Source organism: Sphingomonas sp. (genome assembly GCF_019635455.1).
In the GTDB taxonomy this organism is placed as follows: Bacteria; Pseudomonadota; Alphaproteobacteria; order Sphingomonadales; family Sphingomonadaceae; genus Sphingomonas.
This window is the reverse complement of record NZ_JAHBZJ010000005.1, coordinates 88,282-114,581: the sequence shown is the minus strand read 5'-3', so window position 1 is coordinate 114,581 and position 26,300 is coordinate 88,282. Positions and strand designations below refer to the sequence as shown.

The 26,300-nt window shown below is 65.5% G+C and carries 34 protein-coding genes; 4 read left to right on the top strand and 30 right to left on the bottom strand.

The genetic code is table 11. The features are described from left to right. Positions 1–5: 5 nt before the first annotated feature. The 16 genes from rpmC to rpsL all read right to left on the bottom strand — a co-directional run bounded on the left by rpmC (position 6) and on the right by rpsL (position 10,867). On the bottom strand, positions 6–209 hold the full coding sequence (rpmC, locus tag KF783_RS08340; RefSeq protein ID WP_066574432.1) for a 50S ribosomal protein L29: 204 nt from the start codon (positions 207–209) through the stop codon (positions 6–8). A 5-nt stretch (positions 210–214) separates the two neighbouring features. Next, on the bottom strand, positions 215–646 hold the full coding sequence (rplP, locus tag KF783_RS08335) for a 50S ribosomal protein L16 (protein WP_265119410.1): 432 nt from the start codon (positions 644–646) through the stop codon (positions 215–217). A gap of 11 nt (positions 647–657) precedes the next feature. Next, positions 658–1,365, bottom strand: a complete 708-nt coding sequence (rpsC, locus tag KF783_RS08330; protein WP_294078164.1) for a 30S ribosomal protein S3 — start codon at positions 1,363–1,365, stop codon at positions 658–660. After that, positions 1,365–1,745: a 50S ribosomal protein L22 gene (rplV, locus tag KF783_RS08325; protein ID WP_294078162.1), complete on the bottom strand. Its 381-nt coding sequence runs from the start codon at positions 1,743–1,745 to the stop codon at positions 1,365–1,367. The genes rpsC and rplV overlap by 1 nt, the downstream gene beginning before the upstream one ends. Then, positions 1,745–2,023 carry a 30S ribosomal protein S19 gene (gene rpsS / locus KF783_RS08320; RefSeq protein ID WP_265119407.1) on the bottom strand — a complete coding sequence of 93 codons (279 nt, stop codon included), beginning with the start codon at positions 2,021–2,023 and terminating at the stop codon, positions 1,745–1,747. The genes rplV and rpsS overlap by 1 nt, the downstream gene beginning before the upstream one ends. Before the next feature lie 3 nt (positions 2,024–2,026). Further along, entirely contained in the window at positions 2,027–2,872 is an 846-nt protein-coding gene (gene rplB, locus KF783_RS08315; RefSeq protein WP_294078156.1) for a 50S ribosomal protein L2, read from the bottom strand. Positions 2,873–2,874: 2 nt separating this feature from the next. Then, positions 2,875–3,189: a 50S ribosomal protein L23 gene (locus KF783_RS08310; RefSeq protein ID WP_294078154.1), complete on the bottom strand. Its 315-nt coding sequence runs from the start codon at positions 3,187–3,189 to the stop codon at positions 2,875–2,877. After that, complete coding sequence (rplD, locus tag KF783_RS08305; RefSeq protein WP_294078152.1) at positions 3,182–3,796, bottom strand: 50S ribosomal protein L4; 615 nt, start codon at positions 3,794–3,796, stop codon at positions 3,182–3,184. The genes KF783_RS08310 and rplD overlap by 8 nt, the downstream gene beginning before the upstream one ends. Before the next feature lie 2 nt (positions 3,797–3,798). Continuing rightward, positions 3,799–4,554, bottom strand: a complete 756-nt coding sequence (gene rplC, locus KF783_RS08300) for a 50S ribosomal protein L3 (protein WP_294078151.1) — start codon at positions 4,552–4,554, stop codon at positions 3,799–3,801. A 381-nt stretch (positions 4,555–4,935) separates the two neighbouring features. Then, positions 4,936–5,244 (bottom strand): 30S ribosomal protein S10, encoded by a 309-nt coding sequence (rpsJ, locus tag KF783_RS08295; protein ID WP_066574470.1) that lies wholly within the window; start codon positions 5,242–5,244, stop codon positions 4,936–4,938. A gap of 189 nt (positions 5,245–5,433) precedes the next feature. Beyond that, positions 5,434–5,778: a DUF559 domain-containing protein gene (locus tag KF783_RS08290; RefSeq protein WP_294078146.1), complete on the bottom strand. Its 345-nt coding sequence runs from the start codon at positions 5,776–5,778 to the stop codon at positions 5,434–5,436. Positions 5,779–5,971: 193 nt separating this feature from the next. Further along, positions 5,972–6,319 (bottom strand): hypothetical protein, encoded by a 348-nt coding sequence (locus tag KF783_RS08285; RefSeq protein ID WP_294078144.1) that lies wholly within the window; start codon positions 6,317–6,319, stop codon positions 5,972–5,974. Positions 6,320–6,445: 126 nt separating this feature from the next. Next, on the bottom strand, positions 6,446–7,639 hold the full coding sequence (gene tuf, locus KF783_RS08280) for an elongation factor Tu (protein WP_294078142.1): 1,194 nt from the start codon (positions 7,637–7,639) through the stop codon (positions 6,446–6,448). A gap of 143 nt (positions 7,640–7,782) precedes the next feature. Beyond that, positions 7,783–9,855 (bottom strand): elongation factor G, encoded by a 2,073-nt coding sequence (gene fusA, locus KF783_RS08275; protein WP_294078140.1) that lies wholly within the window; start codon positions 9,853–9,855, stop codon positions 7,783–7,785. A gap of 105 nt (positions 9,856–9,960) precedes the next feature. Beyond that, the gene (rpsG, locus tag KF783_RS08270) at positions 9,961–10,431 is read right to left on the bottom strand and encodes a 30S ribosomal protein S7 (protein ID WP_294078137.1); all 471 of its coding nucleotides are present in this window, start codon (positions 10,429–10,431) and stop codon (positions 9,961–9,963) included. 64 nt (positions 10,432–10,495) lie between these two features. After that, entirely contained in the window at positions 10,496–10,867 is a 372-nt protein-coding gene (gene rpsL, locus KF783_RS08265) for a 30S ribosomal protein S12 (protein WP_294078354.1), read from the bottom strand. Positions 10,868–11,157: 290 nt separating this feature from the next. Between rpsL and KF783_RS08260 the strand changes: the two genes are divergently transcribed. Continuing rightward, the gene (locus KF783_RS08260) at positions 11,158–11,706 is read left to right on the top strand and encodes a hypothetical protein (protein ID WP_294078135.1); all 549 of its coding nucleotides are present in this window, start codon (positions 11,158–11,160) and stop codon (positions 11,704–11,706) included. Between the two features lie 46 nt (positions 11,707–11,752). Continuing rightward, on the top strand, positions 11,753–12,190 hold the full coding sequence (locus tag KF783_RS08255; protein WP_294078133.1) for a polymer-forming cytoskeletal protein: 438 nt from the start codon (positions 11,753–11,755) through the stop codon (positions 12,188–12,190). A gap of 43 nt (positions 12,191–12,233) precedes the next feature. Here KF783_RS08255 and KF783_RS08250 read toward each other — a convergent pair whose 3' ends face one another. Genes KF783_RS08250 through KF783_RS08225 form a run of 6 tightly spaced genes read right to left on the bottom strand, consistent with a single transcriptional unit; the run spans position 12,234 to position 17,357 of the window. Then, positions 12,234–13,676, bottom strand: a complete 1,443-nt coding sequence (locus KF783_RS08250; RefSeq protein ID WP_294078131.1) for a hypothetical protein — start codon at positions 13,674–13,676, stop codon at positions 12,234–12,236. Further along, positions 13,654–15,054 carry a dihydrolipoyl dehydrogenase gene (gene lpdA / locus KF783_RS08245; protein WP_294078129.1) on the bottom strand — a complete coding sequence of 467 codons (1,401 nt, stop codon included), beginning with the start codon at positions 15,052–15,054 and terminating at the stop codon, positions 13,654–13,656. Before lpdA ends, KF783_RS08250 begins: the two co-directional genes overlap by 23 nt. After that, positions 15,047–15,463 carry a hypothetical protein gene (locus KF783_RS08240; protein ID WP_294078127.1) on the bottom strand — a complete coding sequence of 139 codons (417 nt, stop codon included), beginning with the start codon at positions 15,461–15,463 and terminating at the stop codon, positions 15,047–15,049. The genes lpdA and KF783_RS08240 overlap by 8 nt, the downstream gene beginning before the upstream one ends. After that, complete coding sequence (locus tag KF783_RS08235) at positions 15,460–15,849, bottom strand: acyl-CoA thioesterase (protein ID WP_294078125.1); 390 nt, start codon at positions 15,847–15,849, stop codon at positions 15,460–15,462. The genes KF783_RS08240 and KF783_RS08235 overlap by 4 nt, the downstream gene beginning before the upstream one ends. After that, entirely contained in the window at positions 15,842–16,054 is a 213-nt protein-coding gene (locus KF783_RS08230; RefSeq protein ID WP_294078123.1) for a hypothetical protein, read from the bottom strand. The genes KF783_RS08235 and KF783_RS08230 overlap by 8 nt, the downstream gene beginning before the upstream one ends. Before the next feature lie 7 nt (positions 16,055–16,061). Beyond that, positions 16,062–17,357, bottom strand: coding sequence for a pyruvate dehydrogenase complex dihydrolipoamide acetyltransferase (locus KF783_RS08225; protein ID WP_294078121.1), 1,296 nt, complete (start codon positions 17,355–17,357; stop codon positions 16,062–16,064). A gap of 135 nt (positions 17,358–17,492) precedes the next feature. On the opposite strand from KF783_RS08225, the gene KF783_RS08220 reads away from it, so the two are divergent. Both KF783_RS08220 and KF783_RS08215 read left to right on the top strand, forming a co-directional pair. Further along, positions 17,493–17,945 (top strand): universal stress protein, encoded by a 453-nt coding sequence (locus KF783_RS08220; protein WP_294078119.1) that lies wholly within the window; start codon positions 17,493–17,495, stop codon positions 17,943–17,945. Between the two features lie 5 nt (positions 17,946–17,950). Then, positions 17,951–19,264: a M20/M25/M40 family metallo-hydrolase gene (locus tag KF783_RS08215; RefSeq protein WP_294078118.1), complete on the top strand. Its 1,314-nt coding sequence runs from the start codon at positions 17,951–17,953 to the stop codon at positions 19,262–19,264. 6 nt (positions 19,265–19,270) lie between these two features. On the opposite strand, the gene KF783_RS08210 is transcribed toward KF783_RS08215, so the two are convergent. From KF783_RS08210 to KF783_RS08175, 8 genes are all read right to left on the bottom strand, one after another. Next, positions 19,271–20,212 (bottom strand): RcnB family protein, encoded by a 942-nt coding sequence (locus tag KF783_RS08210; RefSeq protein ID WP_294078115.1) that lies wholly within the window; start codon positions 20,210–20,212, stop codon positions 19,271–19,273. A 133-nt stretch (positions 20,213–20,345) separates the two neighbouring features. Next, complete coding sequence (locus KF783_RS08205) at positions 20,346–20,831, bottom strand: GAF domain-containing protein (protein ID WP_294078113.1); 486 nt, start codon at positions 20,829–20,831, stop codon at positions 20,346–20,348. A 40-nt stretch (positions 20,832–20,871) separates the two neighbouring features. Further along, entirely contained in the window at positions 20,872–21,315 is a 444-nt protein-coding gene (locus tag KF783_RS08200; protein WP_294078111.1) for a hypothetical protein, read from the bottom strand. Between the two features lie 38 nt (positions 21,316–21,353). Continuing rightward, on the bottom strand, positions 21,354–21,755 hold the full coding sequence (gene arfB, locus KF783_RS08195; RefSeq protein ID WP_294078109.1) for an alternative ribosome rescue aminoacyl-tRNA hydrolase ArfB: 402 nt from the start codon (positions 21,753–21,755) through the stop codon (positions 21,354–21,356). Beyond that, on the bottom strand, positions 21,748–22,425 hold the full coding sequence (locus KF783_RS08190; RefSeq protein ID WP_294078107.1) for an RluA family pseudouridine synthase: 678 nt from the start codon (positions 22,423–22,425) through the stop codon (positions 21,748–21,750). Before KF783_RS08190 ends, arfB begins: the two co-directional genes overlap by 8 nt. A 54-nt stretch (positions 22,426–22,479) precedes the next feature. Next, on the bottom strand, positions 22,480–24,639 hold the full coding sequence (locus tag KF783_RS08185) for an EAL domain-containing protein (RefSeq protein ID WP_294078105.1): 2,160 nt from the start codon (positions 24,637–24,639) through the stop codon (positions 22,480–22,482). 148 nt (positions 24,640–24,787) lie between these two features. Continuing rightward, positions 24,788–25,426: a mannan-binding lectin gene (locus KF783_RS08180; protein ID WP_294078103.1), complete on the bottom strand. Its 639-nt coding sequence runs from the start codon at positions 25,424–25,426 to the stop codon at positions 24,788–24,790. An 87-nt stretch (positions 25,427–25,513) separates the two neighbouring features. Next, positions 25,514–26,290, bottom strand: coding sequence for a class III extradiol ring-cleavage dioxygenase (locus KF783_RS08175; RefSeq protein WP_294078102.1), 777 nt, complete (start codon positions 26,288–26,290; stop codon positions 25,514–25,516). Between the last annotated feature and the right edge of the window lie 10 nt (positions 26,291–26,300).

Sequence of the window (26,300 nt, the reverse complement as noted above, 5' to 3'; positions counted from 1 at the left end):
TCCTCTTACTTCGCAGCCGAGCGCGAACGCTCGGACTGCAGCGTCTTGATGCGGGCGATGTCCTTGCGGACTTCCTTCACGCGGCTCGGCTTCTCGAGCTGGCTGGTCGCGGCCTGGAAACGCAGGTTGAACGCCTCGCGCTTCAGGTTGCCCAGCTCCTCGGTCAGCTGATCGTCGCTCTTCGCGCGCAGATCGGTTGCCTTCGTCATTGTCTTCAACCCTCCAGGTGCGACGTGTCGCCGAGACGCGCCACGACCTTGGTCTTGATCGGCAGCTTCATCGCCGCACGTTCGAACGCTTCGGCCGCCAGCGGACCGGGAACGCCGTCCAGCTCGAACAGGATACGGCCGGGCTTGACGCGCGCCGCCCAATATTCAGGCGCGCCCTTGCCCGAGCCCATGCGGACTTCGGCCGGCTTGCTCGACACGGGCAGGTCGGGGAACACGCGGATCCACAGCCGGCCCTGGCGCTTGATGTGGCGGGTGATCGCGCGGCGGGCCGCTTCGATCTGGCGGGCGGTGATCCGCTCCGGTTCCATCGCCTTCAGGCCGTACGAGCCGAAGTTCAGCGTCGCGCCGCCCTTGGCCTCGCCCTTGATGCGGCCCTTGAAGGCCTTGCGGAACTTGGTGCGCTTGGGTTGCAGCATCTCTCTAGTCCTTAGCGGCGATCATCGCGCGCCGGGCGAACGCCCGAGGTCTGCGATTCCATGTTCAGGCGGTCGGTCGCCATCGGGTCGTGACCGAGGATCTCGCCCTTGAAGATCCAGACCTTCACGCCGCACACGCCATAGGCGGTGTGGGCTTCGGCCTCGGCATGGTCGATGTTCGCGCGCAGCGTGTGCAGCGGAACGCGACCTTCGCGATACCATTCCGAACGCGCGATTTCCGCGCCGCCCAGACGGCCGGCGCAGTTGATGCGGATGCCTTCGGCACCCAGACGCATCGCCGACTGAACCGCGCGCTTCATGGCGCGGCGGAACGCCACGCGGCGCTCCAGCTGATCGGCGATCCCCTGCGCGACGAGCTTGGCATCGACTTCGGGCTTACGGATCTCGACGATGTTCAGCGACACGTCCGAGCTGGTCATCGACGCCAGCTTCTTGCGAAGCTTTTCGATGTCCGACCCCTTCTTGCCGATGATCACGCCGGGACGCGCGGCATAGATGCTCACGCGGCACAGCTTCGCCGGACGCTCGATCACCACCTTCGAGATCGCCGCCTGCGGCAGCGTCTTGAGGATGTACTGGCGGATCTTCAGATCCTCCATGAGCAGGCGGCCGTAATCCTGGCCTTCCGCGAACCAGCGGCTGTCCCAGGTGCGGTTGATCTGCAAACGCAGACCGATCGGGTTGCTCTTGTGACCCATTATGCTTCTTCCTGCACTTCGCGCACGACGATGCGCAGACGGCTGAACGGCTTCAGGATGCGCGTCGACTTGCCGCGACCACGGGTGTGGAACCGCTTCATCGTGATCGACTTGCCGACCGACGCCTCGGCGACGACGAGCGCATCGACATCGAGATTGTGGTTGTTTTCGGCATTGGCGATCGCCGAGGCGAGCACCTTGCGCGCGTCCACCGCCATCGCCTTCTTGCTGAAGGCAAGGATGTTCATCGCATCGCCGGCGCGCTTGCCACGGATCAGGCCCGCGACCAGGTTCAGCTTCTGCGCCGAACCACGGATCTGCGTGCCGACCGACAGCGCCTCATTGTCGCCGACGCGACGGGGAGCCTTGGGCTTCGACATTAGCGCTTACCCTTCTTGTCGGCCGCGTGACCCGGGAAATAGCGGGTCGGCGCGAACTCGCCGAGCTTCATGCCGACCATGTCCTCGTTCACCGACACCGGCACGAACTTGCGGCCGTTATAGACGTTGAAGGTCAGGCCGACGAACTGCGGCAGGATGGTCGAACGACGCGACCAGGTCTTGATCGGACCGCCACGGCCCGAATTCTCCTGCGCCGTTTCGGCCTTTTTCAGGAGATGCAGGTCCACGAAAGGACCCTTCCAAACGGAACGAGCCATCGGTTAGCCCTTCTTCTTCGCGTGACGCGACCGGATGATGAACTTGTCGGTCTGCTTGTTGTGGCGGGTGCGCGCACCCTTGGTCGGCTTGCCCCAGGGGGTCACCGGATGGCGGCCGCCCGAGGTGCGGCCTTCACCGCCGCCATGCGGGTGATCGACCGGGTTCTTCGCGACACCGCGGGTCAGCGGACGCTTGCCCAGCCAGCGGTTGCGGCCGGCCTTGGCAAGGTTGGTGTTGCCATTGTCCGGGTTCGACACCGCGCCGACCGTGCACATGCACTCGGAGCGGACATAGCGCTGCTCGCCCGAGTTCAGGCGGACGATCACCATGCCGCGGTCGCGACCGACGACCTGGACATAGGTCCCGGCCGAACGCGCGATCTGGCCACCCTTGCCGGGCTTCAGCTCGACATTGTGGACGATCGTGCCGACCGGCGCCTGGCCGATCTCCATCGCATTGCCCGGCTTCACGTCGGTCTTCTTCGCCGCGATCACCTTGTCGCCGGCCTGAAGCCGCTGCGGCGCGATGATGTAGGCATAGTCCGGCGTTTCGGCCGAGCCATAGTTGACCAGCGCGATGAACGCGGTGCGGTTGGGATCATATTCGATCCGCTCGACCGTACCCTCGACGTCCCACTTGCGACGCTTGAAATCGATGATGCGATAGCGCTGCTTGTGGCCACCGGCGATGCCGCGCGAGGTCACATGACCCTTGTTGTTGCGACCGCCGGTCTTGCGCTTGCCCTCGGTCAGCGCCTTGACGGGGCCGCCCTTGTGCAGACCCGAACGGTCCACCAGGATCAGGCCACGCCGCGCCGGCGAGGTCGGGTTGTAATTCTTGAGCGCCATGGTCAGTTGACCCCCTGCGTCACGTCGATCGAGTCACCGTCCTTCAACGTGACGATCGCCTTCTTCATGTCGGTGCGCGTGTAGGGCTTGCCCTTCCAGCGCTTCGTCTTGCCCTTCTGGACGATCGTGTTCACCGCAGTGACACCCACGCCGAAGATCGCCTCGACCGCAGCCTTGATCTGCGGCTTGCTCGCATCGTTCGCCACCTTGAACACGACCGCATTCGCTTCGGAAACGAGGGTCGACTTCTCGGTGATGTGCGGCGCGACGATCACGTCATAGTGACGCGGATCGATCTGCTCCTGCTTCTTAGCCATTGAACCGCGCCTCCAGCTTTTCGACCGCAGCGCGGGTCAGGACCAGCGTGTCGTGCTTCAGAATGTCATAGACGTTGGCACCCACCGCCGGCAGGACGTTGACGCCCGCCAGGTTGCGTGCGGCGAGGAAGCCGCTGCCGGCTTCACCGTCGATCACCAGCGCCGTCTTGCCGACCTTCAGGCCAGCGAACTGCGACTTGAGCGCCGAGGTCTTCTCGGCCTCGAACGAGTCGAGGACGATCAGCGAACCCGCCTTGGCATGGCTCGAAAGCGCCATCTTCAGGCCCAGCGCGCGAACCTTCTTGTTCAGCGAGATGTTGAAATCGCGCAGGCGGGCGCCGTGCGCCTTACCACCGCCGATGAACACCGGCGCCTTGCGGTCGCCGTGACGGGCGGTGCCGCCGCCCTTCTGGCGGCCGAACTTCTTGCCGGTGCGGGCGACATCCGAACGCTCGCGCGTCGGGCGGGCCGTCTCGCGACGGTTCCACAGCTGCCAGGTGACGACGCGGTGCAGGATGTCGGCGCGCGGCTCGACGCCGAACACGGCATCGTTGAGCTCCACATCGCCGGACGCCTTCGCGTCGAGGGTTTGAACCTTGACCTTCACGTTCAGCCCTCCTGGCCGTCGGTCGCCTCGGGAGCCTCGACCGTCTCGGCCGGGGTTTCCGCAGGGGCGTTGTTGCTGTTGGCGGCCGCCTTCAGGCCAGCCGGGAACGGCGCGTCGGCATGGCGCGCGACCTTCACCGCGTCCTTGACGAGCAGCCAGCCGCCCTTCGAACCAGGGACCGAGCCCTTCACGAAGATCAGGCCGCGCTCGACATCGGTGCCGACGACTTCCAGATTCTGCTGGGTACGGTTCTTGTCGCCCATATGGCCGGCCATCTTCTTGTTCTTGAAGACGCGGCCGGGATCCTGACGGTTACCCGTCGAACCCAGCGAGCGGTGGCTGATCGAAACGCCGTGCGTGGCGCGCAGACCGCCGAAGCCCCAACGCTTCATGCCGCCGGCAAAGCCCTTGCCCTGCGTGCGCCCCTGAATATCGACCAGCTGGCCGGCGACATAATGGTCGGCCGAAATCTCGGCGCCCACGTCCAGCATGCCATCTTCATCGACACGGAATTCGGCGAGGATCGCCTTCGGCTCGACCTCGGCCTTGCCGAACGCGCCGCGCTGCGGCTTGGCGACATTCTTCGCCTTGGCGCTGCCGGCGCCAAGCTGGACGGCGGTGTAGCCGTCACGATCCTTTTCGCGACGGGCGACGACCTGGACGCCTTCGAGAGCCAGAACGGTAACCGGCACGTGGCGGCCGTCGTCCTGGAACAGGCGGGTCATCCCCATTTTCTTCGCGATCACGCCAGTGCGCATGATCCATTCACTCCATACAGAGGCACCCCGGGACCATTCCCTTGGGTGCGTGATGGGCGCCCACCAAAGTAATACCTTGGTGGGAACCCGACTCAGCCCGAATATGCGATGCGAGCCCCCGTCCGGGCTGAATTCCATGCCTTGCGGCGCGGAAAGACGGGGGACGCAGACCCGGGCCGAAGCCCGGCGGTATCCCTATGTCGTTTTGAGCTTTCGCTCCGGGTCGTCACAAGGATCGGGATCGATCCGGCCAACCCTGCACGATTCCGGTGGAATCGCGAATCTCGTTTGGGAAGGCGCGCCTTTACGGCAGCTTTGCTTCCCTGTCCACCCCCTCACCCCCGCTTTGCGGCGAAGCGTGGAGGGAGCGACTGCACCGGCTTACGCCAGCTTGATCTCGACATCGACGCCCGCGGCCAGGTCGAGCTTCATCAGCGCATCGACCGTCTGCGGGGTCGGCTGCACGATGTCGAGCATGCGCTTGTAGGTGCGCACTTCGAACTGCTCGCGCGACTTCTTGTCGATATGGGGGCCACGGTTGACCGTGAACTTCTCGATCTTCGTCGGAAGCGGGATCGGGCCACGGATGAGAGCGCCGGTGCGGCGGGCGGTGTCGGCGATGTCGCCGGTCGCCTGATCGAGCACGCGATGATCGAACGCCTTCAGGCGAATACGGATATTGTTGTCCATGACCCTACCAATGCGAAAGAGCGGGCCTCGTTGCCGAGGCTCTTGCTGGTTGTACGCTAAAACGAAGGCGCGCCATTACAGGGAGGATGGAGGGATGGCAAGGGGGTGAAGCAGGATATTCTCGCGCGCCACCCACTTAGCCCCTCCCGCTTTCGTGGGAGGGGTTTGGGGAGGGTCTTCTTCTTTTCCCTAATGCCCAGCCAACGCTGCGCGAACGACCACAACCACCCCGTCGAGATTGCTCAAAACCTCATTGTTCCAGAACCGCAGAACCCGGAACCCCTGCCCTTCCAGAAACGCCGTACGGACCGCATCGACCACCGCATCATGCTGCCCACCATCGATCTCGACGATCAACATCGCCTCGAGGCAGGCAAAATCCGCGAGATACGGCCCGATCGAGTGCTGAAACCGAAACTTGAACCCGTCGATCTGACGATTGCGCGCCGCCTGCCAGAACGCATTCTCCGCATCCGTCCGCTCGCGCCGCAGCCGCGAAGCATGCCGATTGATCTGCCGCCGAACCGGATACATTGCACTCTCGATAAGCCAACCACCGCCAACCACAAATAGCCCCTCCCGCTTTCGCGGGAGGGGTTGGGGAGGGTCTTCTTCTTTGGCCATTGAAGAAGTAGACCCTCACCCTCCCACCGCTACGCGGCGGGCCCCTCCCTCTCCCGCGAAAGCGGGAGAGGGGTGAAGCGGCCCAGTGCCACGCAAAACTGATCTATTTATCAGCACCGATATTTGGGAACCGGATACGAATGTGTCGGGCCAGCACCGCGGTGACTTCGACTCCGCCATTCCGAGGATGTTTTCTGTCGAAAATCAGAGCGTCCGCCATCAGCGACGCGACCGATTTTCGCAATGCGTGAGGATCATCACCATCCCTCACGCCATACATCGCGAGCAGCTTTTTAACCGCGACATGCTGAGCATCAACAATCGCGTCTGTCGGTCGCGCCCGTTCGCTAGACCACACTCGACGAAACAACTTGGTTTTATCATCCGCCAGCAGGTTGGGGAGGACGAAAACCGCAGCAACGACCAACCCGATTACAATCGCCACTTCCATCCACCACCCTCCCGTAGCTCACAAAAACTATGAGCGAAAATGCGGGCGAAGAATAGCCTAACGAAAAAGCCCGGCCTCCCCTGGGGGAAGCCGGGCCTTTCGATCTTCAACCCTTGCGGGCGAGGATTACTTGTCGATGCCGCTCACGACGCCGGCGCCGACGGTGCGGCCGCCTTCACGGATCGTGAAGCGCTGGCCAACATCCATCGCGATCGGCGCGATCAGCTTCACGCCCAGCGCGACGTTGTCGCCCGGCATGACCATTTCGGTACCCGAGGGCAGCTCGATCGTGCCGGTCACGTCGGTGGTGCGGAAGTAGAACTGCGGACGATAGTTCGCGAAGAACGGCGTGTGACGGCCACCCTCGTCCTTCGACAGGACGTACACTTCCGACTGGAAGTCGGTGTGCGGGGTGATCGAACCCGGCTTCGCGAGCACCTGGCCACGCTCCACCTCGTCACGGCCGACGCCACGGATCAGCGCGCCGATGTTGTCGCCGGCCTGGCCCTGGTCGAGCAGCTTGCGGAACATTTCGACGCCGGTCACGGTCGTCTTGCGGACGGTCGGGTGGATACCGACGATCTCGACTTCCTCGCCGACCTTGACGATGCCGGTCTCGACGCGGCCGGTCACGACGGTGCCGCGGCCCGAGATCGAGAACACGTCTTCGATCGGCATCATGAACGGCTTGTCGAGCGGACGATCCGGCTCGGGGATCGATTCGTCGACGGCGGCCATGAGCGCCAGCACGGCTTCCTTGCCGATATTCTCATCACGGCTTTCCAGCGCGGCGAGCGCCGAACCGCGGATGATCGGAATATTGTCGCCGTCGAAGTCGCGCTTGCTCAGCTCTTCGCGGATTTCCATTTCGACCAGCTCGAGGATTTCCTCGTCATCGACCTGATCGACCTTGTTCAGGAACACGACCATCGTCGGCACGCCGACCTGCTTGGCGAGCAGGATGTGCTCCTTGGTCTGCGGCATCGGGCCGTCGGCGGCCGACACGACCAGGATCGCGCCGTCCATCTGCGCGGCGCCGGTGATCATGTTCTTCACATAGTCGGCGTGGCCCGGGCAATCGACGTGCGCATAGTGACGGTTGGCCGTCTCATACTCGACGTGCGCGGTCGAGATGGTGATGCCGCGCTCACGCTCTTCCGGCGCCTTGTCGATGTTCTCGAAATCGACCTTCTCGGACAGGCCCTCTTCCGCCAGGACCTTGGTGATCGCCGCGGTCAGCGAGGTCTTGCCGTGATCGACGTGACCGATGGTGCCGATGTTGAGGTGCGGCTTGTTCCGCTCGAATTTTGCCTTCGCCATTGTTTCCTACCTTCTGATTTCAGTTTCCCGGACCGCTACGGGAATCGCGAGAACGCGGCCCCATAGCGGGTCAATTCGGATTGCGCCAGCCTTGGCGACCTGTTTGTTTGGCGGTTTCGGCCAACCCGGAACCGCGAACGGCCTTACGCCAGCTTGGCCTTCACTTCCTCGGCCACGTTCGCAGGCACTTCGTCATAATGCGAGAACTGCATGCTGTACTGCGCACGCCCCTGAGTGAACGAACGCAGCTGGTTCACATAGCCGAACATGTTCGCCAGCGGCACCATCGCGTCCACCGTCTGCGCGTTGCCCCGGCTATCCGTACCCTGGATCTGGCCACGACGGCTGTTCATGTCGCCGATGACGTCGCCCAGATATTCTTCCGGGGTCACGACCTCGACCTTCATGATCGGCTCGAGCAGCTTGATGCCCGCCTTCTGCGCGGCTTCGCGCATCGCGCCACGCGCACAGATTTCGAACGCCAGCGCCGAGGAGTCGACGTCATGATACTTGCCGTCGATCAGATGCACTTCGAAATCGATGATCGGGAAGCCGATCAGCGACCCCGTCTCGGCCGTCTCGCGGAAGCCCTTTTCGACCGACGGGATATATTCGCGCGGAATATTGCCGCCCTTGATCTCGTCGAAGAACTGGAAGCCCGAACCGCGCTCACCCGGCTGGACCTGCACCTTGACCTCGCCGAACTGGCCCGAGCCGCCCGACTGCTTCTTGTGGGTGTAGGTCAGTTCGACCGGCTTGGCGAGATATTCGCGATACGCCACCTGCGGCGCACCGACATTCGCCTCGACCTTGAACTCGCGCTTCATGCGATCGACCAGGATGTCGAGGTGAAGCTCGCCCATGCCCTTGATGATCGTCTGGCCCGATTCATGGTCGGTCGATACGCGGAACGAGGGATCCTCGGCGGCCAGGCGATTGAGCGCGATGCCCATCTTCTCCTGGTCGGCCTTGGTCTTCGGCTCGACCGACAGCTCGATCACCGGTTCCGGGAACTCCATGCGCTCCAGGATGATCGGCGCGCTGGCGTCGCACAGCGTGTCGCCGGTCGTCGTTTCCTTCAGGCCCGCGATCGCGACGATGTCGCCAGCATAGGCCATGTCGATGTCCTCACGCGTGTTCGCGTGCATGAGGAGCATACGGCCGATCTTTTCCTTCTTGTCCTTGACCGAGTTCAGGTAGCTGCCCTTTTCCAGCTTGCCCGAATAGACACGGGCAAAGGTCAGGGTGCCGACAAACGGGTCGTTCATGATCTTGAACGCCAGCGCGCTGAACGGCGCATCGTCGGACGAGGGGCGCGTATCCTCGGTCACGCCGTCAAGCTTGACGCCGTTGATCGCGGGAACGTCGAGCGGGCTGGGCAGGTAATCGACCACCGCGTCGAGCAGCGGCTGAACGCCCTTGTTCTTGAACGCCGAACCGCACAGCACCGGCACGAACGCATGGCCCAGCGTACCCTTGCGGATCAGCTTCTTCAGCGTCGCGGCATCCGGCTCGTTGCCTTCCAGATACGCTTCCATCACGTCATCGTCCTGTTCGACGACGAGTTCGATCAGCTTGTTGCGCCATTCGGCGGCCTTGTCGACCAGATCCGCCGGGATTTCCTTATATTCGAATTCGGCGCCCAGGCCGTCATTCTTCCACACGATCGCCCGGCTCTCGACCAGATCGACCAGGCCGATCAGGTCGCTCTCGATCCCGATCGGGATGTAGAGGACGGCCGGGGTCGCGCCCAGACGATCGATGATCGACTGAACGCAGAATTCGAAATTGGCGCCGGTACGGTCGAGCTTGTTGATGAAGCACATCCGCGGCACCTTGTACTTGTCCGCCTGGCGCCACACCGTCTCCGACTGCGGCTCAACGCCGGCAACGCCGTCGAGCACGACGACCGCGCCGTCGAGCACGCGCAGCGAACGCTCGACTTCGATGGTGAAGTCGACGTGGCCCGGAGTGTCGATGATGTTCAGGCGCTTGTCGTTCCAGAACGCGGTGGTCGCGGCGGACGTGATCGTGATGCCGCGCTCCTGCTCCTGCTCCATCCAGTCCATGGTCGCGGCGCCGTCGTGGACTTCGCCGATCTTGTGCGACTTGCCGGTGTAGAAGAGAATCCGCTCGGTCGTCGTCGTCTTGCCGGCGTCGATATGCGCCATGATGCCGAAGTTGCGATACATCTCGAGCGGATGGCTGCGGGCCATGATCAGGTTCCTTGAGAAGTTGGGAAGCCGGGCGATCCGGCTCCCCCATAGATAGGTAGGAAAGTTACCAGCGCCACCCGCCGGCGTGAACCGGCGGGTACATTCTTACCAGCGATAGTGGCTGAACGCGCGGTTCGCTTCGGCCATGCGATGCGTGTCTTCGCGCTTCTTGACGGCGTTGCCCCGGTTGTTGCTTGCGTCGAGCAGTTCGCCCGACAGACGGTCCACCATCGTCTTTTCGTTGCGCTCGCGCGCGGCGTCGATCAGCCAGCGGATGGCGAGCGCCTGGCGGCGGTCCGGACGGACTTCGACCGGCACCTGATAGGTCGCGCCGCCGACGCGGCGGGAGCGGACTTCGATGCCCGGCTTGATGTTGTTCAGCGCGTCATGGAACACGCCGATCGGGTCACGCTTCGCGCGCGCCTCAACGGTGTCGAGCGCCGAATAGACGATGCCTTCGGCGATGGACTTCTTCCCGTCCAGCATGACGCTGTTCATGAACTTGGAAAGGACGATATCTCCGAACTTCGGGTCCGGCAGGATTTCCCGCTTCTCGGGACGACGACGACGAGCCATCTTAGATTTCCTTCTAGAACTTCGACCGGTCCGGAACCTGTCCGGGGCCTACTCTGGCTGTAGATTACTTCGGACGCTTGGCGCCGTACTTCGAGCGGCTCTGCTTGCGATCCTTGACGCCCTGCGTGTCGAGCACGCCGCGCAGCACATGGTAGCGCACACCCGGAAGGTCGCGCACACGGCCGCCGCGGATCAGCACCACGGAGTGCTCTTGCAGATTGTGGCCCTCGCCCGGGATGTAGCTGATCACTTCGCGGCTGTTGGTCAGGCGGACCTTCGCAACCTTGCGCAGCGCCGAGTTCGGCTTTTTCGGGGTCGTGGTATAGACACGGGTGCAGACGCCGCGCTTCTGCGGGTTCTGCTCCATCGCAGGGACCTTGCTCTTGGCCTTCTGCAAAACGCGGCCCTTGCGGACCAGCTGGTTAATCGTCGGCATGAAGCCCTTCACCTTCCATTGGTTACTTTGCTGAAGCCCTTTACGAGCGAATACGAAAAGGCCCCCGGCGGTCTTGCGACCTCCTGGGCCTGATGCGTCTCCAGCAACGTTCAGCTCTTGTCCCTCGCGGCAAAGCCCGTTCGGAACGCGGGCGCCTATACGCAGGTGCGGGCAAGCGGTCAACTGGATCGAAACCTGTCGTGTGCGATGGCGATCGGGTGACGTTCGCGATTGCCCTGCCCCGGCCCGCCCGCCCCGGCGCCAATGCCCTCGCCGCGCTTGGCGGGGCGGTGGCGGCGCTGCTGTGCGGGTTGCTGCCTGCCCCGACCGGGCCTGCGATCACCACCCTGGTCGATCGATTTGGGTTCGCGGTCGAACTGGATGCGCTCTGGGGCGCGCTCATCGCCGGCGCCCTCGGCTGGCACGCCGCCAGAGCTTCCTCGCGACGCGATTCGATCGGGCGGATCGCCCTCACCGGCGCGCTGCTGGTCGCCGCGTTCGTCCCCGGCCTGGGCGCGGGGGTTCTCGCCCCCGCATTGCTGCTCTCGCTTTCATGCACGCAGGCGCGTCGGCTCGTCGCAATTCTGGTGCAGTGCAGCGCACTTGCGCTTCTTGTTCCGGCCTCATCCGGCCCCCTGCCGGGGCCTGGCGACTGTTTCGCGGCCTTAACGGTCCTGCTCGCATGCTGGTTTTCCGTGCATTCCGCCCGCGCGGTCGCCGCGAACGACAATCCCCTTCTGAAACGCACCGCGCCGAATCCGTGGCTTCCCACGGAGGTGGCCCATGTTACATTCGCGCCGTCGAATCCGGGGATTAGGGGATTTTCAGATGTTCAATAGCAACCGTTCGCGCGATAACCGGCCGGCCGTACCGCCGGCACCGCCGATGCAGCCCAGCAGCGGCGGCAACTCGCGTCGCGGCATGTTTTCGGTGATCGGTCCCGACATCGTCATCAGCGGAAACGTGAAGGCGAGTGCCGAACTGCATATCGAAGGGCGGATCGAAGGCGACGTCGATTGCGGCAGCCTCGCCCAGGGCGCAGACAGCCAGATTTTCGGCAGCGTCACGGCCGAAAGCGCCCGACTGGCCGGCGCGATCGAAGGCACGGTCCGCGTTCGGGAACTGACGATCGAGCGCACGGCAAAGATCACCGGCGATGTCGAATATGAAAATATCACGATCGAAAATGGCGGCCATATCGACGGCAGGCTGAAGCATCTGAGCACCGCCGCGGCGGAAGCATCCAGGAGCGAAAGCCAGGGCCTGGCGGCACCGGCAGCGGAAGTCGTGACGCCCAATTTCGGTCAGTCGAACGTCGGATGAAACGGACCGGGCCGGCGGTTCCGGCCCGGCCCGTCCGCCATTTCTAACCCAGCATCCCCTGATAGCTGTCGGGCGGGAGCGGCTGCGTGAGCCGTGCCGCCAGTGCGACCGCGCATCCCGCCAGCAGCACGGCCGCGCCGACCCGCACCGCCCGCCGGTCGAGCGCCCCCGCCTTTGCACCGATTACCACCGCCAGCGCGGTCGCGATCATCGCCCACAGGTGATAGCGAAGGTCCGAGGCGATACTCAGCACCGCGAAGCTGAGCCATTGCCCGACCGCCGACCCCGCCAGCGCGATCACCAGCCCGCGCGTCGGCCCCGTCGGCGCCGGGCGCAGGGCGACCAGCATGGTCAGCGCGACGATGCACCAGGCAAAGGGCCAACCCAACGGCGTCTCCGCCACCCACCCGCCAATGCGCTGCCAGCCGCCCGCCGCCACGCCCGGCGTGACGAGGCCCAGGCTGTTCGGCTCCGATTCCTCCGGCGGTGCGCCATTGGGCCAGCGAAACGGAACCCATAGCCGCATCGTCGAATTGAGATGCGCGATGCGGTGCTGCGCATAGGCGACGGGGTGGTGCAGCACCGCCTGAGCCAGCGTCGCATAGAGCGACCCCACCGTCTGCGACCGCAACCGCGCCACCACCGCCTGACACCGGTCCGGCGCCCCGATCGGGTCCCAGAAAAACGGCTTCACGCACCGCTTTTCGATCAGCGCCTGGCGCTCGCCCGGAGTAAGGCCAATTGTCTCCGCACGCGTCACCCGTACCGCGATCCCGGACAGGTCGTACAGCGCCTCGCTCTGTTGCACCCCGGTCGGCGCGGCCCGCAACAGGATATGATTGACCGGACCCGACAGCGCGATCGTCAACACGATGCCCACCCCGATCAGCACCGCCTTTCGCATCGGCGAGAGCGCGGGCGCCGACGCCAGAACGGCAAACGGCACCACCGCGAACACCGCATTGGCCCGCACCAGCGCGGCATAGACCAACAACAGCCAGACCACCGCCCATGCCGCCCGGGGCATCGGCCGCCCATCGATCCGCCACCAACACAAAAGGCCGCTCGCCGCAATCAGCGCACCGGCCATGCCGGCGTCCTTCAGGACCGTCGCCTGCCAGCCGAGGAACAGCGGACACAGGCCAATGGCGATGACGGCCACCGCCGCGCGCCGCCGCGCGTCCCGCGCCAGCGCACCGGCGATCAGGCCGAACCCCGTCCAATAGAGCGCCAGATGCACGGCCAGCATCGGGCCGGCCCCACCGCCGAACATGCCGTGAAGCAGCGCCCATAAGCGCGCCATGACCGGCGGATGCCAGTCGTCATATCGTCCGGACAGCACCTCCCCGAACTGGGCAACGCTGTCGAACATGGCATAGCCGGGCCAGAACAGCGCCAGGCTCGCCGCGAGACAGCCCGTGGCGGTCGCCAGCGCGATGCCGGCGTGCCGCCGCGTGCGCGGTTCAGATATGCAATGCGCGGCCATATGCCGCCAGCACAGCCTCGTGCATCGTCTCGCTGATCGTGGGATGCGGGAAGACGGTCTCCATGAGTTCCGCCTCGGTCGTTTCCAGCGTCTTGCCGACCGTATAGCCCTGGATCATCTCGGTCACTTCCGCGCCGATCATGTGAGCGCCCAGCAACTCGCCGGTCTTCGCGTCGAACACGGTTTTCACGAACCCGTCCGGCTCACCCAGCGCGATCGCCTTGCCGTTGCCGATGAAGGGGAAGTTGCCGACCTTCACCTGATAACCCGCCTCCTTCGCCTTCGCCTCGGTCAGGCCGACGCTCGCGATCTGGGGGTGGCAATAGGTACAGCCCGGAATGTTGCGCGGATCCATCGCATGCGGATGTCCGCCGGCGATCGCCTCTGCCGCGATGACGCCCTCATGGCTCGCCTTGTGCGCCAGCCAGGGCGGTGCGGTGATGTCGCCGATCGCCCACACGCCGTCGATATTGGTGCGGCACGCGCCGTCGGTCTTCAGGAAACCGCGATCGTCCATCGCGACACCCGCCTCTTTCAGGCCGATATCGGCGGTGTTCGGCACGATGCCGATCGCGACGATCACATGGCTGAACGCGCCGTCCACCGCCTTGCCGTCCTTGCCGGTGATCGTCGCCTTGACGCCATTGCCGTCGGCCGCAATCTTGTCGATCTTTGCGCCGGTCATGATCGTCATGCCCTGTTTCTTCAGCGCCTTTTCCAGATGCGCGGAAATATCGGCATCCTCGACCGGGACGATGCGGTCGAGCATTTCGACCACCGTCACCTCGGCACCCATGTCGTTGTAGAAGCTGGCGAATTCGATTCCGATCGCGCCCGATCCGATGACCAGCAGCTTCTTCGGCATCTCGGGCGGGGTCATTGCGTGGCGATACGTCCATACGCGCTTGCCGTCGGCGGGCAGGTTCGGCAGGTCGCGGGCGCGGGCGCCGGTCGCCAGAATGATGTTCTTTGCGGTGAGTTCGGTGGTCTTCCCGTCCTTGTCGGTGACCGTCAGCCTGCCCTTCCCGGCCAGTTTGCCGATACCCATATGCACGGCCACCTTGTTCTTCTTCATCAGATGCGTGACGCCCTGATTAAGCTGTTTGGCGACCCCGCGCGAACGTTTGACCACCGCGTCCAGATCCGCGCTGATCTTTTCTGCGGCCAGGCCATAATCCTTGGCATGCTGCATGAAGTGATAGATTTCGGCCGAGCGGAGCAGCGCCTTGGTCGGGATGCATCCCCAGTTCAGGCAGATGCCGCCCAGCAGTTCGCGCTCGACGATCGCGGTCTTCAGGCCAAGCTGGCTCGCGCGGATCGCCGCGACATAGCCGCCGGGGCCTGACCCGAGCACGATCACGTCATAGGATTCAGCCACGATTGTCTCCTCGGCCACCGGCCCTCAAAAGATCGAAATTGAAGAATATCCAGGTTACCGCAGCCGCCACACCGGCGGGGATACCCAGATGGTTGAAGCCGAACGCGTCGCTCGCCTCGACCCAGTAAACGACGATCAGCGCCATGCCGAGAGCGCCCGCCACCACGCCCATCACCAGCACCGCAGCGATGTTCACGATCAGCGGCAAACGCGCACGATAGAGCAGCCAGAACAGCGGCGCACAGACGACGAAACACGCGAGCGCGATGCCGGCCAGCATCGCCATGCTCATCCAGTCGGTATAGCCGCCCTCCGTCTCCAGGACCCAATAGAGGATCAGGGTCGCGACGACCCCCGCCACCAGGGCCGGCAACAGGAACCGGCGCAACGCAAAGATCAGCCAGCTCATATCAGTTCGTCCACTGGGCGCGGGCGGCGATCCTCGCCCACCGCGACGAAGGTGAAATTTGCTTCGGTCACCAGTTCGCGTTCCTCGCCATGGCGACCGCGGCGCCATGCCTCGACCGCGATCTGCATCGACGATCGCCCGACCCGCACCAGATCGGCATAGACCGACACTTCGTCGCCGACGAACACCGGCGCATGAAACTGCATTCCGTTCATCGCGATCGTCACCGCACGCCCACGCGCGCGGCGCGCCGCGACAAGTCCCGCCGCCATGTCCATCTGCCCGACCAGCCATCCACCGAAAATATCGCCATAGGCGTTCGCGTCGGCGGGCATGGTGCTGACCCGGATCGTCGGTTCGCGCGCCGGCGGAATGCGATCACTCATCATCGCCGTCCCGTTGCGCACGGGTGGCGCGCGCGGCGCGGCGCATCGGCCCGATACCCATCAGAATGACGCACAGGACCGCCACCGCAGTCACCATCCAGATGTCGCGGGCGCCCAGTGGATAGGCCCAGGCCATGGTGCCACCGATCACCAGCGCGGCAGCGATCCCCGCAGCGATATGCAGCGCTTCGACAAGAACGCGCATCCGCGCCTCAGGCCAGCAGGCCCATCGGCGATTCGACGAGCGCCTTGAACACCTTCATCAATTCCGCGCCGTCCGCGCCGTCCACGGCGCGGTGGTCGAAACTGCCGGTAGCGCTCATGACGGTCGCGACGCCCAGTGCGTCATCGACGATATAGGGCCGCTTCTCCCCCGCGCCGACCGCCAGGATCATCGCCTGGGGCGGGTTGATGACCGCGTCGAACTGCTTGATGCCGAACATGCCCATGTTCGAGATGCTGGCGGTTCCGCCCTGATATTCCTCGGGCTTCAGCTTCCCGTCCTTGGCCCGGTCCGCCAGTTCCTTCATCTGGGTCGAGATGCTGGCCAGCCCGATATTCGCGGCATCGCGGATGATCGGGGTGATCAGGCCGGTCGGGGTCGATACCGCGACCGAGATGTCCGCGCGGCGATAGGTGATCAGCTTGTCGCCGGCAAAGGTCACGTTGCACTTCGGCACCTGGGTCAATGCGACCGCCAGCGCCTTGATCAGCATGTCGTTGACCGACAGCTTCACGCCCCGGTTCTCCAGGCTCTTGTTCAACTGCCCGCGCAGCTTGAGCAGCGCGTCCAGCTGGATATCCACCGTCAGGTAGATGTGCGGAATCGTCTGCTTCGCCTCGGTCAGGCGGCGCGCGATCGTCTTGCGGATGTTCGACAGCTTTTCCGCCTCGTGCGGGATGCTCTCGTCATACCAGACCGACGCGGGCGCGGCGGCGGGCGCACTTGCGGCAGGCGCGGCGGGTGTCTCCGGGGTCCGGGCGGCGGGGGCCGCGCCGGGCTTGGCATTGTCGATATCGGCCTTGACCACGCGCCCACCCGGGCCGGACCCCGCGACATTCGCCAGATCGATCCCCTTTTCCGAGGCGATCCTGCGGGCGAGCGGGCTTGCCTTTACGCGGTCGTCGCCAAGCGAAGCGGCCGGCGTGGGTGCTGGCGTGGGTGCCGGTGCCGGCGTGTCGGGGGCGGCGTCCTTGGGTTCAGTCTTGGCGACTTCGGCCTTGGGGGGGGGCGCTGTCGGCGCTTCCACCGACGCCACGTCTTCACCCTCACCCGCCAGCACGGCGATCACCGCGCCGACCTTCACCCCGTCCGTACCCTCGGGAATAACGATCTTCGCGATCGTCCCCTCATCCACCGCCTCGAACTCCATCGTCGCCTTGTCGGTCTCGATCTCGGCCATCAGGTCGCCCGCCTTGACCGAATCGCCCTCCTTCACCAGCCATTTGGCGAGCGTCCCCTCCTCCATGGTCGGGGAAAGCGCGGGCATCTTGATCTCGATCGACATGGGTGGGGAGGGTCCTGTCGCAGGCTGTTGGTTTCGCGCCCTCCTCGCGCGCCGGGCGGCGCGGGTCAAGCCCGCGGACTTGCACGAACCGCATTCGCACGTCACCAATCAGAGAAAATGGCGGGGAGTGGTTTCATGCGTACCTATCTGGTGGTCATCGACGAAAGCGACGAGGCACAGATCGCGCTCCGCTTCGCGGCGCGCCGCGCGGTAAAGACCGGGGGCGAGGTCGAGATCCTGGCGCTGATCCCGAAACCCGATTTCGTGCAATGGGGCGGTGTGATGGCGACGATCGAGGATGAGGCGCGCCAGCGTGCCGAGGCACTGGTCGCCGCCGCCGCCGGCACGCTGATCGCCGAAGCGGGGCTCAAGCCGCGCATCACCGTGCGCGAGGGCGACGGCCCCCGGATAATCCGCGATCTGATCGCCGAAAATCCCGACATCGCCGCACTGGTGCTGGGCGCAAAGGCCGATGGGCCGCCCGGCCCGCTGGTCAGCCATTTCGCCGGGGACATGGCGGCATTGCCGGTTCCGCTGATGATCATTCCGGGAAGCCTCGACCGCGACGCGATCGACCGGCTAAGCTGACCGCCATGCGCACCCTTCCCCTGCTCGCGCTGCTCGCCGCAGCCCCCGCCGTCGCCCAACAGGCGCCCGCCGACGCCCCCAGCCCGGAGCGACTGAAATCCAGCGTCGAGAAGCTGGTCGGATTCGGCACCCGCCATACGCTCTCGTCCGCGAGCGATCCGAAGCGCGGCATCGGCGCCGCGCGCGCCTGGGCGGCGTCCGAACTCAACCGGATCGCCGACGCCTGCGCCTGTATCGAGGTCGCGAAGATCGCCCGCACCTTCACCGGCCCCCGCGCTCCGGACGGGGTCGAGGTGGTGGATGTCCTGGGCTTTCAGGCGGGTGAGGATCCCAAGCGCGTCATCATCGTCCAGGGCCATATCGACAGCCGCGTCAGCGACGTCATGGACATCAAGCGCGATGCCCCGGGCGCGAATGACGATGCCTCCGGCGTCGCGCTGGTCCTCGAGGCGGCCCGCATCCTCTCGAAGCAGAAGTTCAAGGCGACGATCGTCTATGCCGTCCTGTCCGGTGAGGAGCAGGGATTGTGGGGCGCGACGCTGCTCGCCGAAACCGCGAAGGAGCGCGGCTGGGACGTGGTGGCGGTGCTCAACAACGACATTGTCGGCAATACCATGGGACAGAATGGCGTGCGCGTCGCCGATCGCGTCCGCGTCTTTTCGGAAGGGATCCGCGCCTCCGAATCGATCGAGGAACAGCTGAAGCGACGCGCCGATGGCGGCGAGGATGACGGGCCGAGCCGCGCGCTGGCCAAGGCGATCGACGGCATCGCCGACGATCTGCGCAAGGACGATCCCGCCGCGCTCGACGTCTTCATGGTGCGGCGGCCGGACCGGTTCGGACGCGGCGGCGATCATGAGCCGTTCCTGCGCCTGGGCTATCCCGCCGTCCGTTTCTCGGTCGGTGCCGAAAATTACGATCAGCAGCATCAGGATCTGCGAACCGAAAACGGCCGTGTCTATGGCGATACGATCGACAAGATGGATTTCCCCTATCTCGCGAAAGTCACCGCGATCAACGTCGCGACGATCCGGCGCCTCGCCGCCGCCCCGGCCGCACCGGTCCAGGTGACGCTGGACGGCGCGCTCAGCATGGACACGAAGGTGACGTGGAAGGCGGTCCCGGGCGCGGCCGGCTATCGTGTCTATTGGCGGCGCAACGACAGCCAGCGGTGGAGCGATGTGCGCGGCGTCGCCGGCCTGACCGAAACGACGCTGAAGGACGTACCGGTCGATGATCACTTCATCGGCGTCGCCTCGGTCGCCGCCGATGGCAGCGAGAGCATCGTGACCTTTGGAACGCGGCCTCCGCGCCCCTGATCGCCGTCAGCGGCAGTAACAGGTCTTTGATCGTGGGGCGGGACGGCGCACCGTCTTGGTCGGCACCCGGCGCACCAGCTTGGTCGGCGCGGCGCGATAGGTGACCACGCGTTCCTCTTCCTCGATCACTTCTTCGGTGACCGTGGTGGTGGTGACGACCGGCGCGGACTGGATCACGATGGTCGTGGTGGTCGGGCCGCCATAATAATAGCCGCCCGCATAGCCGCTGCCGGCGGCATAGCCACCACTGGTCGCATAGCCGCCCTGAGCATAGCCGCCAGCGGCGTACCCGCCCTGATAACCGCAGGACGAGGCACAGCGTTGCGCCGCCGGCGGGGCATAGGCCCTCGGCGGCGGCGCATACCCCCCCGGGTATGGCTGTGCGGGAATGGGCTGCGGCGGGGGATAGCTGGCGCCATAGCCGGGATATCCCCCGGCGCCACCACCGCCGCCGGCCGCAGCGGCCGCGGCTGCATAACCGCCGGCAGCGGCATAGCCGCCCCCGCCCGCGTAACCGGCGCCGTCCCAGTCGATCCCGCTAACCGAATCCCAGACGCGCCCGCCCCGATCGACCAGCACCGCGTCATCATAATAACGGACCCAGAAATAGCCGTAGGGCGGGCTGGAAAGTCCCCAGCTCGACCAGTCCGAAATGCCGAAGCTCCCGCCCATCCAATAGCCGGGAATGGTCCAGCCGCGCACCGGCCGGCGATAGGCGGACCAGCCACCCGGCGCCTGCATCCCCGCATACCAGCGCCCGCCGATCTTCCCGCCCCAGCGAGCACCGGCCTGCGGCGCGGCCACCGGACCGGGCGCCACCACCGGCGGCTGCTGAACCCGTGATCGCGTCACCCACTGCCCATCGCGCCACACACGCTGCGCACTGGCAGGCGTGGCCAGGGACAGGCCGGCAAGGCCAAGGGCGATCAGGGTCAGGTTACGCGTCACGGCTACTCCTCCGGTGAGGCGCAGCCAACCTGGTGCAGGGACGGAAGGTGCGCCTCTTAAGCGGATTTTAACAAATCGCGCCGCCCGTCTCCACCGCAGGTCATGGTTAAAAAAGTCCCGATCTGGGCCAGGCTCAGCCCGCGATACGCGGTGCGAGCAGGCGGATCAGCGCCTCGCACCCGGCCGCATCCTCGGCATCGAACCGGTTCGCGGTCGGGCTGTCGAGGTCAAGGACGCCGACCAGCGCGTCGCCATGGATCACCGGCACGACCAGTTCGGCGCTGCTCGCCGCATCACAGGCGATGTGGCCAGGAAAGGCATGGACGTCGGCGACCAGCTGCGTCGCCCGCGTCGCTGCGGCGGTGCCGCACACGCCCTTGCCGAACGGGATGCGGATGCAGGCCGCCTTTCCCTGAAACGGGCCGAGTACCAGTTCGCCGCCCACATTACGGTAGAATCCGGCCCAGTTGAGATCGGGAAGAACCTGCCAGATCAGCGATGCGGCATTCGCCATGTTCGCGACGGCGTCGCTCTCGCCCGCCGTCAACGCGTCGAGCGCGGCATGGAGATCGCGATAGAGTTCGGCCTTTGAGCCGGCGGCGATGTCGAAACTGTACATGGTGGCGCAGGTGGCGCGGACTGCCCCCGCACGCAAGGGGTCAGCGGCAGCGAACCCGATCCATCCCCTCCGATCGCAGGGTCTTTCCGTCCTGCGACAGGCTGAACCGGGTGGTCCGTTCTTCGGTCTGTCCCTCGCCGGAATAGCGTGCGCGGACGGTGATCGTCCGCCCCTTCCCGGCCACGTCTTCGACCGTGCCGCTGCTTTCGTAGAAGCGAAGCGACCCGGCCTCGACGCGCAGGCGACTTGCGTTACGGTCGGTGCCGCAATCGGCGGCGACGCGATTCCACTCGCCCCGAAACGCCTCCGGGATTTCCGCAACCGGCGCGGGCGTCGCGCTGGAAGGCGGCGCCGGTTGTCCGGCGTCCGGCATGCCGAGCGGCTCCGCGGCGACCGAATTGTTCTGCGTCGGATCCTTGAGCGCCGGTTCGCCCGAACAGGCGGCAAGCACCGCCGGCACGGCAAGGAGGAAAGCATTGCGCATACCGCCCACAACGCCGCACAGTGGCGTCCGTTGCACGTTCAGTCGATCCGTACCTTGCCCCGGCCCGCCTTTACCGCCGACCGTCCCTTTTTTTCATCGACGCGCCGCGCCTTCGCCGCCTTGCTTGGCTTGGTACGGATGCGGCGCGCATCGCGCTGGCAGGATTGCACGATCAATTCGACCACCCGCGCCCGCGCATCCTGCCGATTGGCCTCCTGCGTCCGAAACTTGCGCGCGGTAATCACCAGTTCGCCCGCCGCCGTCATCCGCGATCCGGCGAGTTCCTTCAGCTTGCGATACGCATAGGGCGCCAGTCCCAGCCGAAACACATCGACACGCAACTGCACCGCCGTCGCCACCTTGTTGACATTCTGCCCGCCCGGGCCGGAGGCCGCCAGAAACTTCTCCTCGACGATCGCGTCTTCGGGCAGTTCAGCCATCGCCCCCGCCCCCGGCAAAGCCCAACTCGCGAAAGGCGATCGGGGTCGGCGCTTCGGCATGGACATCGCGCTTGCCCGGGCGTGGCACCGTGAGTTGCGCGGCATGCAACATCATCGGCCGCCCGCCCGCGACGCCATAGACCGGATCGCCGGTGATCGGGATGCCCAGCCCTTCGGCGGCATGAACACGGATCTGATGCGTCCGCCCGGTTTCGGGGTAGAAAGCGATGAACGCGCGCCCATCCCGCGTATCCAGCAAACGCCAGCGGGTGCGCGCCGCCTTGCCGCCCAGTCGCCCGTCGCCATCGCCGGTCATCCGCCATCCGCGCGCCGCGCTCGATACCTTGGCGAGCGGCAGGTCGATCGTCCCTGACGGGGCGTCCGGAACACCGTCGATCACCGCGAGATAGCGTTTGGTGACGTTGCCGGCCTCGAACGCCTGCTGGAACCGGGCATGCGCCTTGGGGTTGCGGGCGAGCAGCAGGCACCCGCTGGTATCCCGGTCGAGCCGATGCACCGCCGTCGGCCAGCGGCGAAAGCCAAAGGTCAGGTTGGCAAGGTGATTTTCGAGGCTGAGCGAGCCGTCGCGCGGCGGATCGACCGGCAGGCCCGCAGGCTTGTCGATCACGATCGCCTCACCATCGATGAACAGCACCCGATCCTGGATCATGGCGCCCGCTTTGCGCGCTGCGTCGCGCCCTTGCAACGGCGGAAGTGGATGCGGTCAGCGCAACGAGTTCTGAAATGTCGGGAAGGCGGCGTTGGAGATCGCGCGGCCAAGCGGCTCGTGCTGCATCCGCTCCTCCGCCCGTCCGCCAACCAGGCCGAGCTGCGCGGCGGTCATCGCGGAGACGCGATAGCGGGTGCGAAAGCCCGTTTCCTCATCCCCGACCAGCGGTTCGTCGAACTCGACGCCCTGGTGATCGCCATAGGAACGACGAACCGTCGCCAGCATCCATTGCCGATCGCCGAAATCGATCACGAACCGCGTTCCCACCGGCACGTTCACCATGCCCTCGATCAGGGCGCCGGTGGGCGACAGGTTGCGCAGAATGACCGGATAATAATGATCGCCATGCACCGCGCCGATCCGGCGGAAGGTCGCGACCCGGTTTTCGCGCTGCCGGGCCGGACCGATCGGCTTGATCTCCCACCGGCCGCCCGACACGTTGGTCGCGACGGCGCTTGCCGGCACCGGCAGGCTGTACAGATATCCCTGGATCAGGCTGACGCCCAGCGCGCGCATCGCCTGGAGCTGATCGACGGACTCGACGCCCTCGGCGGTGGTTTCCATGCCCAGCGCCTGGGCCAGCGCGACGATGGAGGTGATGATCGCGCTGTTCCGCGATTTGGGATCTCCCGCGCCCCGCACGAAACTCTGGTCGATCTTGATCTTGTCGAACGGCGCGCTCTTCAGATAGCCGAGCGAGGAATAGCCGGTCCCGAAATCGTCCAGCGCCAGCCGGACGCCGATCTTCTTGAGCGCGGCGAAGGTCTGGTCGGTCTCCTTGCCCCCATCGATGAAGACGCTTTCGGTGATCTCCAGCTCAAGCCGATCCGCGCGCAGGCCGGAATGGGCGAGCGCACTGACCACCGTCTGCGTGAGGTTCGGATTGGCGAACTGAATGGGCGAGACGTTGACCGCCACGCGCAAATTGCCCGGCCAGCTCGCCGCATCGATGCACGCCTGCCGCAACACCCATTCGCCCAGGCGCGCGATGAGGTTGGTTTCCTCGGCAATCGGAATGAACAGCGCAGGCGAAATACGGCCACGATCGGGGTGGTTCCAGCGCAGCAGCGCCTCGAACCCCTTGACCTGATTGTCCGTGGCGCTGACCAGCGGCTGATAATTGACCTCCAGCTCGCCACGCTCCAGCGCGTCGATCAGGTCCTGTTCCAGCTGACGGCGATCCTCTGCGGCCTCCAGCATGTCGGGCTGAAAGAAGCGGTGGCACCCCTTCCCCGCCGCCTTCGCGGCATAGAGCGCAAGATCGGCGTTGCGCGCCAGATCCTCTGACATTTCGCCGTCCTGCGGACCGATCACGATCCCCACCGACGCGCCGATCACGCAACGGCTGTCACCGACGAAATAGGGGCGAGACACCGCCGCGATGATCTCGTCGGCCAGCTTCGACAGCTCTTCGCGGGGCGGCGCATCGGTCAGCACGATCTGGAATTCGTCGCCACCGATCCGCCCGACGCAATCGGCATATTTGATCACGCGCGACAGCCGCTCGGCCACCTGCACCAGCAGCTGATCGCCGACCGGATGCCCCAATGTATCGTTGATCTGCTTGAACCGGTCGAGATCGACGAGCAGGATCGCGAACGGCCCTTCCGATTTCGCCGACGCGGCCAGCGCCTGTTCGACCAGCGAGATCGTTCCGCGCCGGTTGCGCAGGCCGGTGAGGGCGTCGTAGCTGGCCAGCCGGGCGATTTCCTGCGCCGATTCCTGGACCGCAGTGATGTCCGCGCCGACGCCGTGAAAACCGGTGAATGCGCCCGATCCGTCGAACTGCGGATTGCCCGAAATCGTCCAGATCCGTTCGTCCGGATCGTGCGAGCAGCGCGCGTTGATCGCCCGGAATGCCTTGCGCTTGGCGAGCAGGAATCCGATCGACTTGCCCATCTCGGTCGTCTGGGTCTCGACCTTGAAGATATCGGCCAGCGTCCGACCGACGAGTTCGGCATCGACGGCGGAAAATTCCTTTGCCACCCAGTCGCTGACATAGGTGATGCGGCCGTGTTCGTCCGTAGCCCAGAACCAGTTGGTGCAAAGTCCCTCGACCGAGGTCAGCAGCGCGCACGCCGTTTCGGGGGCCGCACCGGGTCCCTGGCGATCTCCAGCCCTTCGCTGCGAACGATATTTCGCCCCGATCAACACCCGGCTCCGTCCTTCTACCGGCGTTTCAGCCCTGCCCACAGCGCGAAAACTAGCGCGGGAGGCTTTCCAACTGGTGAAGACGGTGCCGGGGCCGAACACTTTTCGCGACGGCGGCCGCGTTTATCGCGCGGGCCGCCGTCGCGCGTGCCTAACGTCGTGCGAACCGAATCTCGCAGACCGATTCGCGACCGTTGATCAGGGTGCGCCACTGGCCGGTCCATTCGCCGCCGGCCCGTTCGGCGAGTGCGCGACATTTGTTGACCGCGTCCCCCTGGTTCCAGATCGGACCTGCCAGGATATCGAAGGTGGGCCAGCGGTCGCGCCAGCCGCCGCGACCGTCACGGTCCCCGCCGCCCCGATCGCCGCCCCGATCCCCCTCGCGCCCACCCGGGCGCTCGTCCCGGTAATAGGGGCCGCTGCGCCCCGCGCTGGTGATCCGGTACAGATCCCTGCGGGGACCGCGATTTTCGGCGATCGTGATCATCTTGCGAAAGATATCGATCTGAATGTCGATGCCACGCCCCGCATCGGTCAGATAGACCGACCAGGCATCGCGCGCCGTTTCCCGAAAGCGGAACGCGACGCGCCCGCGCGCATCGAGTTCGACCCAATCCCCATTGCCAGCCGCGACGAAACGACCGCCGGGATAGTCGGCAGAGGTCACGTTTCGGCCGTTCGTGCCGGGTTCGATATTCTGCGCAGCGGCCGGCGCCGATACCATGATCGCGCCGATTCCGGTGAGATGCGCCAGGGCGAAGGCGGCTATCCGCAATTTCGTCGTTGCCATTTCGCTAGTCCCTCCATTGTGGGACCGACAGGCTAGGCCCGGTGCGGGGGTTGAGGAAGCTGTTTCGTCATCCCAACGAACCGCGGGTCAATCGAATCGATAGGCATCCATTGCCAGCACCCCATAGGTATAGCTGTGATGCAGCCGCTCGGCATGCGCTCCGCCCGCGCCCATCGCGGTATAGAGCGGCAACAGATGATCCATCGTCGGATGGTTGCGCCGGACATGCGGCGCACGCTCATGAACATGAAGCAGAGCATCGACATCGCCCGCCGCGATGCGGGCGGCGATCCAGTCGCTGAACGCGGCGACCCATTCGGGTACCGCCGCATCGTGATCGCCGCCCGTCAGTACGATTTCGCGCAGATTGTGCGTCAGGCTGCCCGACCCGATGATCAGGACGTTGCGCGCGCGCAGCGGTTTCAACAGCGCGCCCAGGCGGAAATGCCAGTCGGGGGCGTGCGCGCTGCTGATCGACAGCTGCACCACCGGCACCTGGGCGTCGGGCCATCCCAGCATCAGCGGGACCCATGCCCCGTGATCGAACCCGCGCTCCGTATCGAGCGCGACCGGAACCCCGCGAGCGCGGAGCAGCAGCGCGACGTCGGCGGCAAGCGCGGGGCTGCCCGCGGCGGGGTAGGTCAGATCGAACAGCGCCTGCGGGAAGCCGCCGAAATCATGGATCGTGGACGGCGCCTCGCCCGCCGTGACCACCGCGCCCGCCATGTCGTGATGCGCGGAGATCATCAGGATCGCGTCCGGCCGTTCGACCTGTCCGGCCAGCCCGGCGAGGAACGTGCGCGCCGGGCCGGGTTCGAACATGATCATTGGCGATCCGTGCGACACGAAGAGCGAGGGCTGCATCGCCGCCTCT

Bases quoted from the DNA above. Each gene is read 5' to 3' on its own strand.
- rplP (WP_265119410.1), bottom strand. From the start codon at position 646: ATGCTGCAACCCAAGCGCACCAAGTTCCGCAAGGCCTTCAAGGGCCGC.
- KF783_RS08285 (WP_294078144.1), bottom strand. From the start codon at position 6,319: ATGGAAGTGGCGATTGTAATCGGGTTGGTCGTTGCTGCGGTTTTCGTC.
- arfB (WP_294078109.1), bottom strand. From the start codon at position 21,755: ATGGCTGAACTGCCCGAAGACGCGATCGTCGAGGAGAAGTTTCTGGCG.
- rplV (WP_294078162.1), bottom strand. From the start codon at position 1,745: ATGTCGAAGCCCAAGGCTCCCCGTCGCGTCGGCGACAATGAGGCGCTG.
- fusA (WP_294078140.1), bottom strand. From the start codon at position 9,855: ATGGCCCGCAGCCATCCGCTCGAGATGTATCGCAACTTCGGCATCATG.
- KF783_RS08180 (WP_294078103.1), bottom strand. From the start codon at position 25,426: ATGGCAACGACGAAATTGCGGATAGCCGCCTTCGCCCTGGCGCATCTC.
- rpsJ (WP_066574470.1), bottom strand. From the start codon at position 5,244: ATGGACAACAATATCCGTATTCGCCTGAAGGCGTTCGATCATCGCGTG.
- rpsG (WP_294078137.1), bottom strand. From the start codon at position 10,431: ATGGCTCGTCGTCGTCGTCCCGAGAAGCGGGAAATCCTGCCGGACCCG.
- KF783_RS08205 (WP_294078113.1), bottom strand. From the start codon at position 20,831: ATGTACAGTTTCGACATCGCCGCCGGCTCAAAGGCCGAACTCTATCGC.
- KF783_RS08290 (WP_294078146.1), bottom strand. From the start codon at position 5,778: ATGTATCCGGTTCGGCGGCAGATCAATCGGCATGCTTCGCGGCTGCGG.
- KF783_RS08250 (WP_294078131.1), bottom strand. From the start codon at position 13,676: ATGGCCGCGCATTGCATATCTGAACCGCGCACGCGGCGGCACGCCGGC.
- KF783_RS08225 (WP_294078121.1), bottom strand. From the start codon at position 17,357: ATGTCGATCGAGATCAAGATGCCCGCGCTTTCCCCGACCATGGAGGAG.
- KF783_RS08175 (WP_294078102.1), bottom strand. From the start codon at position 26,290: ATGCAGCCCTCGCTCTTCGTGTCGCACGGATCGCCAATGATCATGTTC.
- rpsC (WP_294078164.1), bottom strand. From the start codon at position 1,365: ATGGGTCACAAGAGCAACCCGATCGGTCTGCGTTTGCAGATCAACCGC.
- KF783_RS08220 (WP_294078119.1), top strand. From the start codon at position 17,493: ATGCGTACCTATCTGGTGGTCATCGACGAAAGCGACGAGGCACAGATC.
- KF783_RS08310 (WP_294078154.1), bottom strand. From the start codon at position 3,189: ATGGCTAAGAAGCAGGAGCAGATCGATCCGCGTCACTATGACGTGATC.
- KF783_RS08190 (WP_294078107.1), bottom strand. From the start codon at position 22,425: ATGATCCAGGATCGGGTGCTGTTCATCGATGGTGAGGCGATCGTGATC.
- rpmC (WP_066574432.1), bottom strand. From the start codon at position 209: ATGACGAAGGCAACCGATCTGCGCGCGAAGAGCGACGATCAGCTGACC.
- tuf (WP_294078142.1), bottom strand. From the start codon at position 7,639: ATGGCGAAGGCAAAATTCGAGCGGAACAAGCCGCACCTCAACATCGGC.
- KF783_RS08215 (WP_294078118.1), top strand. From the start codon at position 17,951: ATGCGCACCCTTCCCCTGCTCGCGCTGCTCGCCGCAGCCCCCGCCGTC.
- KF783_RS08240 (WP_294078127.1), bottom strand. From the start codon at position 15,463: ATGAGCTGGCTGATCTTTGCGTTGCGCCGGTTCCTGTTGCCGGCCCTG.
- rpsL (WP_294078354.1), bottom strand. From the start codon at position 10,867: ATGCCGACGATTAACCAGCTGGTCCGCAAGGGCCGCGTTTTGCAGAAG.
- rplC (WP_294078151.1), bottom strand. From the start codon at position 4,554: ATGCGCACTGGCGTGATCGCGAAGAAAATGGGGATGACCCGCCTGTTC.
- KF783_RS08255 (WP_294078133.1), top strand. From the start codon at position 11,753: ATGCAGCCCAGCAGCGGCGGCAACTCGCGTCGCGGCATGTTTTCGGTG.
- rpsS (WP_265119407.1), bottom strand. From the start codon at position 2,023: ATGGCTCGTTCCGTTTGGAAGGGTCCTTTCGTGGACCTGCATCTCCTG.
- rplB (WP_294078156.1), bottom strand. From the start codon at position 2,872: ATGGCGCTCAAGAATTACAACCCGACCTCGCCGGCGCGGCGTGGCCTG.
- KF783_RS08230 (WP_294078123.1), bottom strand. From the start codon at position 16,054: ATGCGCGTTCTTGTCGAAGCGCTGCATATCGCTGCGGGGATCGCTGCC.
- KF783_RS08200 (WP_294078111.1), bottom strand. From the start codon at position 21,315: ATGCGCAATGCTTTCCTCCTTGCCGTGCCGGCGGTGCTTGCCGCCTGT.
- KF783_RS08235 (WP_294078125.1), bottom strand. From the start codon at position 15,849: ATGAGTGATCGCATTCCGCCGGCGCGCGAACCGACGATCCGGGTCAGC.